The 12,192-nt window shown below is 69.9% G+C and carries 9 protein-coding genes; 5 read left to right on the top strand and 4 right to left on the bottom strand.

Annotation, left to right across the window (positions count from 1 at the left end):
* Positions 1–14 precede the first annotated feature (14 nt).
* Positions 15–1,193: a hypothetical protein gene (locus tag IPK71_26005; protein MBK8217193.1), complete on the bottom strand. Its 1,179-nt coding sequence runs from the start codon at positions 1,191–1,193 to the stop codon at positions 15–17.
* A gap of 1,130 nt (positions 1,194–2,323) precedes the next feature.
* Complete coding sequence (locus IPK71_26010) at positions 2,324–3,130, bottom strand: phenylalanine 4-monooxygenase (GenBank protein MBK8217194.1); 807 nt, start codon at positions 3,128–3,130, stop codon at positions 2,324–2,326.
* A gap of 70 nt (positions 3,131–3,200) precedes the next feature.
* Here IPK71_26010 and ybaK point away from each other — a divergent pair, with 70 nt between their 5' ends.
* Positions 3,201–3,698: a Cys-tRNA(Pro) deacylase gene (ybaK, locus tag IPK71_26015; protein ID MBK8217195.1), complete on the top strand. Its 498-nt coding sequence runs from the start codon at positions 3,201–3,203 to the stop codon at positions 3,696–3,698.
* Positions 3,699–3,717: 19 nt separating this feature from the next.
* Here the strand turns inward: ybaK and IPK71_26020 are convergent, their stop codons facing one another.
* Entirely contained in the window at positions 3,718–5,463 is a 1,746-nt protein-coding gene (locus IPK71_26020; protein MBK8217196.1) for a DEAD/DEAH box helicase, read from the bottom strand.
* Positions 5,464–5,538: 75 nt separating this feature from the next.
* Here IPK71_26020 and IPK71_26025 point away from each other — a divergent pair, with 75 nt between their 5' ends.
* Positions 5,539–6,306 carry a hypothetical protein gene (locus IPK71_26025; GenBank protein ID MBK8217197.1) on the top strand — a complete coding sequence of 256 codons (768 nt, stop codon included), beginning with the start codon at positions 5,539–5,541 and terminating at the stop codon, positions 6,304–6,306.
* Positions 6,307–6,357: 51 nt separating this feature from the next.
* On the opposite strand, the gene IPK71_26030 is transcribed toward IPK71_26025, so the two are convergent.
* Entirely contained in the window at positions 6,358–7,338 is a 981-nt protein-coding gene (locus tag IPK71_26030) for an RluA family pseudouridine synthase (GenBank protein MBK8217198.1), read from the bottom strand.
* A 342-nt stretch (positions 7,339–7,680) separates the two neighbouring features.
* On the opposite strand from IPK71_26030, the gene IPK71_26035 reads away from it, so the two are divergent.
* From IPK71_26035 to IPK71_26045, 3 genes are all read left to right on the top strand, one after another.
* Complete coding sequence (locus tag IPK71_26035; protein ID MBK8217199.1) at positions 7,681–8,598, top strand: response regulator; 918 nt, start codon at positions 7,681–7,683, stop codon at positions 8,596–8,598.
* 5 nt (positions 8,599–8,603) lie between these two features.
* Entirely contained in the window at positions 8,604–9,239 is a 636-nt protein-coding gene (locus tag IPK71_26040) for a hypothetical protein (protein ID MBK8217200.1), read from the top strand.
* Between the two features lie 64 nt (positions 9,240–9,303).
* Positions 9,304–12,111, top strand: a complete 2,808-nt coding sequence (locus IPK71_26045; protein MBK8217201.1) for a valine--tRNA ligase — start codon at positions 9,304–9,306, stop codon at positions 12,109–12,111.
* Positions 12,112–12,192 lie beyond the last annotated feature (81 nt).

Consider the following 12,192-nt stretch of genomic DNA (forward strand, 5'->3'; position numbering starts at 1 on the left):
TGCCCTCGAGAGGCTCAGCGGAGGCGCATGCAGCGCCCGCCGCCCTTGCCGTACTTGTCGACGGGCACGACCGTCCCGGTCCAGCCGCGCGGGTAGATGTGGCCCTCGAACGACGCGCCGGTCCAGCCGTGGAACGTCCCGTTGTTGTTGGACCACTCGATCATGTTGCCGCCGAGATCCATCCACGACTCGTCGGAGCCCGCGATGGGCTTCACCTGGCTGATGTCCGTCTGGAAGCGCCCCGGGGCCGCGATGACCGGCGAGAGGTCGTTCGCGAACGTGTCGTAGTTGACCACCGGGAAGAGATACGTCGGGGTCTTCGTGGCGTTGAAGCCCGACGTGCCGGGGTTGTAGTTTGCATACATCGGGAGGATGGTCTGACGGTCCTCGGCGGCCGACGGCGACGGGCCCCACGGCCACGCGTCGGGGCCATAGGCCGCCGCGATCGCCTGCTGCGAGATGAGGTAGCCGCCGTCCCACGCGCAGAAGGCCGCGAACATGACCGGGGTCATGCAGTTCATCGATTTCTGATCGAGGATCGCTTGCTGGCTCTGCGGGCGCGGGACCTCGTTGAACGACGCCGAGAGGGCCGCGTCGAACCAGTAGGTGCGGTGCCCGTAGCCGCCGGCGCCGAGGTAACACCCGCTCGTGCCGCCCGTGCTCCAGCCGCGGTAGTACGACGTCGGGCCGATCTGGCTGTTCAGGCCGATGTCGATGTTGCCCGGAGCGATGTAGGTGATCTGGTTGTTGTCCTGCATGGGCAGGTAGACGCGGTTCGCCTCGGTGATCTGGCTGGCGACGAGCGCGTCGGCCGCGACCTTGGCGTCGATCCACGCCTTGATGTTGGGCGCACCGGCGTACATCCGGCGCATGTCGGCGATCCACTCGCGGATACGGCCCGCGGTGATCTCGTACTTGTCGACGTAGACCTGCTTCTGCACGCCGTCGTGCATCATCGTGAGGCCGGGCACGGGGAGCGTCTTGCAGCAGCTCTCGTGCGCGACGCCCGCCTGACCGACCTCTTTGGCGCCGCACGTGTAGCCGCCGTTCAGGTTGCGGCAGCTCGGCCCCTCGACGCACTTCTTGTTGAACGCGCAAGCGCCGCTCGAGCAGTCGCCGTCGACGCCGCAGGTCTTCCCGGCCTCGCATTTCGGCGCGGGTGGGACCGTGACGCCGCCGAACGACGTGCCCATTCCGCCGCAGTCGACGTCGGTCTCGCCGCCGTTCTTTTGTCGTCGGTCGCCGTGGGCGTCGCGCACTTGTTCGCGTCACACTGGTCGAGGCCGCAGTCGCCGTTCGCGACGCACGCCTTGCCCACCGCGCACTTCGGGGCGTTCGGCCCGCCGCAGTCGACGTCGGTCTCGCCGTTGTTCTTCTTCGCGTCGGTCGGGCTCGGGGCGTCGCACTTTCCGTTCGTGCAGGTCGAGAGGCAGTCGGTTCCGTCGACGCATTTTTCGCCCGCTCCGCAGAGCTTGTCGGGCTTGGCCGTGCCGCCGCAGTCGACCCCCGTCTCGCCGGCGTTGCGGCGCCCGTCCTGGTGCACCGTGGGAGGGGGCGCAGCACACGCGAGCGCGCGGCAGTAGTCCGTCTCGCAGTCCTTGTCTTGGCCGCAGGGCTCGCCGTTCTTGCACGTCACCGGCAGACCGACACCGCACGTCTTCGAGCCCGCCGGGGCGCACGTCCCTTGAGGGCTGCACGTCGTGCTCTTGCAGTCTTCGCCCTTCGTGCACGGCTCGCCGTCGCACTTCTTCGAGCACGTGCCCCCGCAGTCGACCCCGGTCTCGGTGCCGTCCTGTTGCCCGTTCGTGCACGAGCTCGCGACGCACTTTCCGCCCTGGCAGCTCGTGCTCTCGCAGTCGGCCGCCGTCTGGCAGGTGGCGCCGAGCGCGCATTTGGACGGGCCCTGGGCGCCGCACGAGGCAGGAGGCGTGGTCCCCGTGGTGGTCGCCGAAGGGGTCGGCGTGGGGTCGACCTCGTCGGGAGTGGAGCTGCACGCGACGAGCGGCGCGGTGATCGCGAGCGCACCGAGCAAGAGCCCGAGCCCTCGTCGAGCCGGAGAACGAACCGAAGAAATCGAGACGGCGGGCCGGGCTTTCCTCATTTTGCCATCGTGCCATGAGCCGCCTCGTTCACAACGCTAAAACGCAGCGCTTGCCGAGACGCCGGATGGCGCGCTCTTCCTACTCAACCCCACGTGTAGTTGTGCGCGTCGTTGTGCGCGAGCTTCTCGTGGGTTTTTGCGTGGTTTTCGCGCGGAGCACGCCCCGCGGAAGCGCGCTCCGCGGTGAGGGGCATGAGGGCCTGCCCGCCCCGCGCGACCCGCTCAGGCGCGCGACGCGGAGACGTAGGTCTCGACGTCCGCGAGGAGGCGCTCCTTCGAGCTCGCGACGAACAAGACGCCTTGGTAGTCGGTCGGATCGAACGAGGTCGCGGCGACCCGCTCCACGTCGAAGTCGCGGAGCTCGGCCTTCTCCTCGAAGCGCCCGAGCTCGCCGAACGACGACAAGAGGCCGGCCCCGACCACCCGGAGGCCATCTTCGGCCCGGTAGACACCGAACTCGAGGACGTACCAGTAGAGGCGAATGAGCGCGTCTATCCCGTCGTCGCCCGTGCGGCGCGTCGCCTCTCCGAAGAGGCGGTTCAGGCGTGCGAACCGAGGGTCGGCGAGGAGCGGACCGTGGCCCACGATCTCGTGCACGACGTCCGGCTCGGGGGTGTAGAGCGGCGCCGAGGCGTGACGCATGTACTGCGTGGCGAGGAAGACGCCGTCGGCGAGGCGCTCCATGAAGGCGCGCGGGGTGACGAGCCCCGCGACAGGCTCGAGGCGGAAGCCCGTGTGCGCCCCGAGGCGCGTGTTGACCTCGTCGAACGAAGGGACGTGCCCCTCGCGGAGGCCGAGCTTGGGCACCCCTTCGAGGTACTCGGGGCATGCGCGCCGCGTGTGGAGCGGCGAGAGGTGCGCGAGCGCCGTCGACCAGACGTACGTCTCGTGGGGCTCGTACGCGATCGCGGGCAGCGGCTCGCCAGAGCGGTAGGCGAGGGCCAACGCCGCGATAGCGTTGCGGCGCGCGCGGTAGTCCGGGTCGCGGAAGCCAGGGTGATCGCGGTCGAGCTCGACGAGGGTAGGCACGGCGCGCTCCTTATCACTGGCGCGCCCGCTCCTTGTCGGATTTCGCGGCTTCCGTTACTGCGGTCGTGCCGTGCCCGAGAAGACCAACGCCGCCCGCATCCTCGATCGCCTCAAGGTCCCGTACGAGCTCCGCGGATACACGGTGGACCTCGACGATCTTTCGGCCGAGACGGTCGCGAAGAAGGTCGGCCTCCCGGAGGCCCAAGTGCTGAAGACCTTGCTCGTCCGCGGCGAGCGCCTCGGCCCGCATTTCGCCGTCGTGCCGGCGGGAACGTCGCTCGACCTCAAGGCATGCGCGAAGGCCATCGGCGACAAGAAGGTCGCTCCGGTGCCGTTGAAGGAGGTCGAGCCGCTCACGGGGTACGTGCGCGGGGGCGTCACGGTGCTCGGCGCGAAGAAGGCCTTCCCCGTCGTCGTCGACGCGTCGGCGCTCGCGCACGAGGTCGTGAGCGTGTCGGCGGGTGTGCGAGGGACGCAGATCTTCGTGAGCCCGAAGGCCTACGTCGCGGCCACCAAGGCCAAGGTGGCGCCGATCGCGACGCGCGACGAAGCGGCGCCGGAGGGGTGAGCGCGCGACCGAGCGGCCGTTACTCCTCGCCCTCCCCCGGGCCGACGAGCAGCGCCTCGATCTCCTTCACGGTCTCGGTGTCGTCGCCGATCATCTCCTTCATCGAGAGGAGCCGACGCACGACCACCTTCGCGATGCGCTCCTCGATCGTCCCGTCGGCGTACGCCCAGTAGACCTGCGCGAACTTGCCGTCGCGGTGGCATCGCCCTTCGATCTGCGCCATCTGGATGGCCGACCAGCGGAGATCGTGCACGACCGAGCTGCGCGGGCTCCCGCCGTGCTCGCCTTGATGGAGCGAGATCCCCTCTTCGACCGTGAAGAGCACGACGTCACGCTCTTCACGCTGGAAGGCGAGGCGCTCGGCCTCGCGCTCGCCCGCGCTCATCGCGCCGTGGATCACGGCGACCCGAACCTCCGAGAGCTCCTCGCGGAGGCGCTCGAGCGTCTCGACGAACGCGACGGACACGGCGACCTTGTGGCCGCTCTCGAGCAGCTCGCGCACGAGCTCGGCGGTGCCCGGGACGCGGACGAGAGAGCCCTTCTGCCGAAAGCGGAGGACCGCCGCGAGCCCCGACTTCGGGTCACGTCCCTGCGGCGCGAGCGAGAGCTCCTTTCGGAAGGCCGTCCACGCTTCCATGTAGAGTACACGCGCTTCGGGGTCGAGCTCGATCGGGGCCAGGATGCGCTGGATCGCGGGCCACCCGGCGACGTCCTCGGGGCGACGTCGAAGGCCGGCCGGCGGCGACCCCTTGGAGTGAGGCTCGAAGAGCATGGCGCGCACCTTCGCCACGTCGGAGGGCCCGCCGCGCCACTCCCACTTTCCGTACGCGCCGCGCGAGAGCCCGAGCCCCTCGGACTGACAGAAGGCCTCGAAATCTTTCAGGTCTTTGGCTTTTTTGCCGAGCACGGCGGCGAGCAGCTTCGCGAGGTACGAGAGCTCGAGCGGGTTCTGGCCCGCGGTCGCCGAGAGCCACAGGCAGAAGCCCGCCGCTTCGGTGAGCTTGGCCGCGAGCTTGGAGCGCGCCGACGAGGGGTTTTTGCACTTGTGGCTCTCGTCCCACACGATCACGTCGAACGCGGGGGCCTCTCCCTTCCGCGCGAGGCCCTTCTTGCTCTTGATGGTTTTGCGGACCTCGGGCGCGACCTCGAAGAGCTTCCCCAGGCGCTCGTAGTTCATGACGACCACGTCGCTCCCGCCGTCGCCCATGGCCTCGATCGTGCGGCGCCAATGCGCGAGGACCGCGAGCGGCGAAACGACGAGGACGCGCGCCGCGGGCCTGTCGCCGAGCACCTTCTGCACCGAGGCCCACGCCGAGATGGTCTTGCCGAGCCCGACGTCGTCGGCCAAGAGAAATCCGGGGCGCCCGGCCTGCGCCGAGGCGACGACGAGCCGGATGGCCTCCGCCTGATGCGGGCGCGGGACGAGGCTCCCCTCCCCGCCGCGGCGGGCGCGGGGCACGTCGAGGCCCGCGTCGCGGTCGAGCACGCGCTGCACCGCGGCCTCCCACGAGTACGCGAGCGGGGCGAAGGGCGCGAGCCCCGCCGGCAGCGGCTCGCCGCGGTAGACGAACACGCCGTGGTCGCGATCCCACGTGGCCCCGCACGCGCTCGCGACGCCTCGCATGGCGAAAGGGACGTCGAGCGCGAAGACGCGCGCCTTGGCCTCGGGCACCCTCCGCGCGGTCCCCGTCGGGCTCGGCCCCGCGGGTCGAGCCGCAGGCTTCTTCGGGACACCCACGGTGCGCTTCGGTCGGACGAGGGCCATCGCGGCCCCATACCGTGGATCGCCCCGAGCGACGAGGGCATACCTCGTCGGCCCACGTTCGGTTAGGGTGCGCGCATGCAGCGCCGCATCGCCTTGGCCCTCGCCCTCTCCGCCCACATGCTCTCGCTCGCCGCGTGCGACGACAAACCGAAGGACGGCGCGAAAGAGAAGGACAAGGGAGCGCCCTCGGCGACGGCGTCGGCGGCCCCGTCCGCGGCCCCGTCGGCCGAGCCCCCGGAGCCCACGGCCACGACCCTCTCGATGGACGACGCCGCGCTCACGGTGAACGCCGACAAGGTGCCCTTCGAGGGGCCCGACGCGAAGGGGCGCCTCGCGCTCGCGCTCGCCGGGAAGCCCAAAATCGCCGGCGAGACGGTGACGCTCGTCGTGATGCGCGCGGCGAAGGCGCCGAAGGTCACGCTCGTCGCAGCCGCCCTGAAAGACCAGAAGGCGAAGGGGCTCGTGCTCAAGGCGCAGACCCGCGACGGAAAGATGTCCGAGATCCCCGTGACGTTCGGCGTGAGCGCTCCGTGCGTGGCGGTCGCGGCCATCGGCAAGGACGTGGCCATCAACGTCTGGACGCTCGGCGGCACCACGGCGCGCAGGTTCGCGAAGGGCATGGCGGGCCCCGACCTCACCCTCGGCTCGGAGGGCCTCCGCAAGCAGGCGTCGGCGTGCGACACGAAGGTCGCGGTGCTCGGGGCGGACGAGTCCGTGACGTTTGGCCTCGTGTTCGATCTCGCCCTGGCCGCCAAGGACGGACCGGCCGACCCGAAGCTCGCGGGGCTCACCTTCGGCCTCGCCGAGGGGCTCGTCGCCGGACGGAAGGCCTCGGCGCTTTAGGCAATCGTCTCGTTCTTCAAGCCACAAACGAGCTCGTCGCGGAGCGTGCGCTCACGCGTCGATCACGTCCTCGAAGCGGCTCTTCCCCCCGAGGCGGCGGAGTGTGCGCTCGAAGTCGATGGGCCAGGGCCTCGTGAAGACCACGGGGACCTCGTCCTTCGGGTGCACGAAGCCGAGCAGCGCGGCGTGCAGCATGGCCCGCTCCGCGGGGATCTCTTCGCCTCGGTAGCCGCGGATGTAGACCTTCTCCCCCACGAGCGGGTGCCCGTCCTCCGAGAGGTGCACGCGGATCTGGTGGGTGCGGCCCGTCTCGAGCCGGCACGCCACGAGGGTCGCGCCTTCGAGCCGCTCGACGACCTCGACGTGCGTCACGCTGCGCTGCCCTTCGCTCCCGGGCTTGCCCCCGCGCGCGCCGCCCTTTCGCCGCTCGACGCTCCCGCGCACGCCGTCACCGCGGTCGGCGACGAGGTGGCTCACGATCGTCTTCGTGTGGGCCTCGCCGTGCACGATCGCGAAGTACCTGCGGGTGGTCGTGTGCGCTCGGAACTGCGACGAGAGCGCCTCTTTGGCGAGCCACGTGCGCGTGAAGACGACGAGGCCGCTCGTCTCCTTGTCGATCCTGTGCACGACGCCGAGCGAGGGGCGCACGTTGCCGGAGCCACGCGAGACGCGCGAGAGGTACGCGCGGACCTTCTCGTCGAGCGTGCCGGTCTCGGTGTCGTCGTACGGGACGGTGCTCATGCCCGCGGGTTTGTCGACCACGACGACGTGGGCGTCGACGTGCACGAGGGTGCCCTCCGGGATCTCCGCGGGCCTCGGCTTGGGCGCGCGCTCGTTCATCGTGAGCACGGCGCCCTTTCGGACGCGCCGGAGACCATCGGTCTCGACGGCCCCGTCGACCGAGATCTTGCCGGTCTCGACCGCTTTTCGGGCCTTTCCCCACGTGAGCTCGAAGAGCGCCTTCACGGCGCCGTCGAGCGGGGTGCCCGACAGCTCTTCGGGGACGGTGCGCGTAGGCTGTGCGGTGGTCACGGGCGGACCATAGGGGCTCGCCGTCGAGAACACACGTCAGAACGACGCGCCCACGGGCTTCCGGGTCGAGCACGATTCCTCGCCGTCAAGAAGAAACCATCGGTCATGCCGAAACGAGCGCTCGCCCCCACCCGAGCCGCTCCGCCCGCGGTAGAAAACCGGCTTTCGCCGCGCGTGGCCCGCACCTTCGGGCAACATTCGTCGCGGAGAGAGGCAGCAAGCTTGACACCTTAGGCCCCAGGTCGAGAGAATCGGGCTGCTTTCCCCCCGAAAGCTCGTTTTTTCGCGTGGCTCGCCCCGAGAGCACCGCCGCCCCGCCTCACGATTCCGAGGAGCCTGCCCGTGCCCAAGACTCTGCTTGCCGTCGACGACAGCGCCACCATGCGCAAGGTGCTCGAGATCACGTTCACCGGGGAAGACTTCAAGGTCCTCCTCGCGGAGAGCGGCCAGGCCGCGGCGAAGGTCGGAGAGAGCCCGAGCGCCATCGTGGTCGACACGGTGCTCGGGAACGAGGACGGCTACGAGGTCGCCCGCGAGCTTCGGAAGAAGAACCCGCGCGCCGCCATCGTGCTGCTCGCGAGCCGCTACAATCCCTACGATCAGAACCGCGGGCGTGACGCCGGCGCCGACGACTTCGCCGACAAGCCGTTCGACACGCAGCAGCTCATCGAGAAGGTGAAGAAGGCGATCGCCACGCGCGAGTCGGCTCCTCAGGCCGCTGCGCCCGCGCCCGCCCCCGCTCCGGCCCCCGCCGCGCCCGCGCCCGCCGCCGCTGCGCCCGCCGCGCGGCCCGTCATGCCGCAGATTCCCACGACCGCCCCCGGTGTCAGCAAGGCCACGCAACCGTCGCTCGGCGGCGAGGTGCGCAAGAACGCGACGCTCATCTTCGGCGACCAAGTCCCGAACGCGCCCGGCTCCTCGGCGGCTCCCGTCCCCCGCGCGGCCGCTCCGGCCCCCGCTCCGGCCCCCGCCAAGGTCGAGGCCCCCGCACCCGCCCCCGCTCCAGCCAAGGTCGAAGCCCCGGCCCCCGCTCCGGCCAAGGTCGAGGCCGCCGCACCGGCGCCCGCGCCTCAGGCGGCGGTCGCAGCCGCCGTTTCGGACAAGCTCGCTCCCAAGCTCGACGGCCTCGGGCTCACCCCGGCGCAGGCCGACGCGGTGCTCGCGCTCTCGCGCGACGTGATCGAGCGCGTGGTGTGGGAGGTCGTTCCGCAGCTCGCCGAGACGCTGATCAAAGAAGAAATCGCCCGCCTCACGAAATGAGGGGCATGGGGGGGAAGGTGCGAGGCGCGTGGCCCGCGAGGGTCAGGCGCTTCGTCGTTTGCGGGGCCTTCGTCGCCGTGGGTCTCTATGGCCGAGCGGCCTCGGCCGCCGAGCCTACGAAGCCGACCGAGGAGCCCGCGCCTCCCGAGCCGACGTACGACGCCGAGCGCCTCCGGGTTCGTTTCGGGTTCGACGCCGCCGGTGGGGCCATGATCGGCCGGGCCGCGGCGCACACCGTGGCGATCCGCGTGGGCGCGCAGCTCGGATCGACGTTCGGCCTGCACTACCAGGCGCTCGGGGGCCTCTTCTTTGGCACCGGGGACGCGGGCGGCCTCATGAGCCACGCGGCCATGGGGGCCCTCGTGCTCGGCGACACCGTCGAGCTCGGCTTCGGCCCCTCGTTCACGCTCCGGGGCGCCCAACGCGACGCCGAGTCCGGCATTTTCCCGAGCTTGAACGCGCGCCTCGCCTTCATGTTCGGCGCCGATGCCCGTCGCCCAGGGCGGCGCTCGGGCCTCTCGTTCGTGTTCCACGTGCAGCCCACGTTCGTGAAGGCGCGCACCTTCGCGAGCGGGACCGAGACCGAGGTCGGCATCACGCGGACGCTGTTCCTCCTCGGCCTAGGCGGGGAGTGGTACTGAGCGGAGCCTTCGAGGAGACGCTCCTTCGGCCCCTCCGTCGACGCGTCGTGGTATACCGCGCGTCATGAGCGACGAGAGCGCCACGCCGGACCTGACGAAGGGCTACGAACCCCGCGAGGTGGAAGCCCGCTGGTTCAAATTCTGGAATGAATCCGGGGTCTTCCACGCCTCGGACGACCCGGCCGACGCGCGCCCCGTGTACTGCGTCCCGATGCCCCCGCCCAACGTGACGGGCTCGCTCCACATGGGGCACGCGCTCATGACGACCCTCGAGGACGTGCTCGTGCGCAAGAAGCGCATGGACGGCTACAACGTGCTCTACCAGCCCGGCATCGACCACGCCGGCATCGCCACGCAGACCGTGGTCGAGCGCCAGATCGCGCGCGAGGGCAAGACGCGCTTCGACCTCGGCCGCGAAGAGTTCGAAAAGCGCATTTGGGCGTGGAAGGCCGAGAGCGGCGGGCGCATCGCGGAGCAGCAGCGTGTGCTCGGGGCCTCGGCCGACTGGAAGCGCTCCAAGTTCACGATGGACCCCGACCAGAACGTGGCGGTGCGCGAGGCCTTCGTGCGCCTCTACGAAGAGGGGCTCATCTACCGCGCGACGCGCCTCATCAACTGGGACCCGGTCCTCCAGACGTCGCTCTCGGATCTCGAGGTCGACCACGAGGAGAACAACGGTGAGCTCTTCGAGTTCGCCTACAAAGTCGACGGAGAAGACGCCGAGATCGTCGTAGCGACGACGCGCCCCGAGACGATGCTCGGCGACACCGCGGTGGCCGTGCACCCCGACGATCCGCGCTACACGCACCTCCACGGCAAGAAGCTCGTGCACCCGTTCGTGGACCGCAAGGTCCCCATCGTGACCGACTCGATCCTGGTCGACATGAAGTTCGGCACGGGCGCGGTGAAGGTCACGCCCGCGCACGACTTCAACGACTTCGCCACGGGCAAGCGCCACGGGCTCGAGGAGATCAACATCCTCCACCTCGACGGCACGATGAACGAGGCCGCGGGCCCGTTCGCCGGCCTCCCGCGGGAGCGCGCGCGCACCGCCGTGAAGAAGGCCCTCGAAGAGAAGGGGCTCACGCGCGGCGCCAAACAACACAGGCTCACGATCCCGAAGAGCCAGCGCTCCGGCACGACGGTGGAGCCCATGCTCTCCACGCAGTGGTTCGTGAAGATGGAGGGCATGGCCGAGAAGGCGCTCGCCGCCGTGCGCTCGGGCGAGACCAAGATCGTGCCCGAGGAGTGGCAGAAGACCTACGACCACTTCCTCGAGAACATCCAGGACTGGTGCATCTCGCGTCAGCTCTGGTGGGGCCATCAGATCCCCGCCTGGCACGGGCCGAACGGCGAGATCCGCGTCGCGCGCGAGAAGCCCGCCGAGTGCGGCGAAGGGTGGACCCAAGATCCCGACGTGCTCGACACCTGGTTCTCGAGCGCGCTCTGGCCCTTCGCCACGCTTGGCTGGCCCGAAAACACCAATCTTCTCAAGAAGTTCTACCCTGCGAGTGATCTCGAGACGGGCTACGACATCCTCTTCTTCTGGGTGGCCCGCATGATGATGTTCGGGATCCACTTCATGGGGCAGCCGCCCTTCAAGCGCGTGCTCCTCCACGGGCTCATCGTCGACGAGACCGGCGACAAGATGAGCAAGGTGAAGGGCAACGTCATCGACCCGCTCGACCTCGTGAACGGCGCCACGTTCGACGAGGTCATGGCGAAGACGCTCCCCGGCGCGCCGAAGGACGAGGCCCTCACGAAGTTCAAGAAGGCGTACCCGTCGTCGGCCACGATGGAGTCGGGCTTCCCCGCGTACGGCGCCGACGCCCTCCGCTTCACGCTCACGACGTTCCCCCCGAGCAACAAGCGCATCGCCCTCGCGCCGAAGCGCATCGAGGGCTACCGCCACTTCGTCAACAAGGTCTGGAACGCGACGCGCCTCTCGCTGGAGCTCTTGGGCGAGGGGTTCTCGGCCGACACGAAGGTCGACGAGGAGCCGTCGTTCTTCGATCGCTGGATCCTCTCGAAGCTCGCGCGCGCCGCCGAGATCGCGCACGCCGGCATCGACGCCTTCCGCATCGACGAGGCGACGAACGAGCTCTACCGCTTCTTCTGGTACGACTTCTGCGACTGGTACCTCGAGATCGTGAAGCCGGGCCTCCGCGCCGCGGGCCCCGGCGAGAAGCTCGCGACGAAGCGCACGCTGCTCACGGTGCTCGAGGCATCGCTGCGCCTCCTCCACCCGATGATGCCGTACGTGACCGAGGAGCTCTGGCAGCGCCTGCCGATCACGCGCGCGACGAAATCGATCGCGCTCGCGGCGTACCCGCGCGCCGGGAAAGACGCCCACGTCGACGGGGCGATCGAGAAGCAAATGGACGTGCTCCAGGCCGTCATCGTCGCGGCGCGCACGATCCGCAGCGAGCACGAGGTTCACCCGGCCGCCGAGGTGAAGCTCGGGCTCCGCACGCCCTCGGCCGAGCTCCGCGCGCTCTTCACCGAGCGCCTCGACGCGATCCGCGTGCTCGTGAAGACCGACAAGTCCGCGCCCCCCGCGATCGAGCCCCCGGGAGGCTCGCGCCCCAAGGGCACCATGGTGAGCATCGTCCCCCACGAGCTCGGCACCGTCGAGGTCCTGGTCGATCTCTCCGGCCACGTGACCCAGGCGAAGGAGAAGGAGCGCATCCTCCGCGAGCAGAAGCGCATCGAGAAGGACCTCGCCGCCATCGCCAAGAAGCTCGGCTCCAAGGGCTTCGCCGACCGCGCGCCCAAAGAGGTGGTCGAAGAGGCCCACGCCCAGAAGAAGGCCCTCGAGGACGCCCGCGAGCGCCTTTCGGAGGCCCGCGCCCTGGCCGAAGAGCTCGACTGACGGAAAAGCACCCGTAACTACATAGAACCATGACACTTTTTTGGGCCCGACGGGGCCACGAGCGCCCCGCGCGTGCTTGTG

The sequence above is a fragment of the Myxococcales bacterium genome, assembly GCA_016712525.1.
GTDB lineage: Bacteria > Myxococcota_A > Polyangia > Polyangiales > Polyangiaceae > JAAFHV01.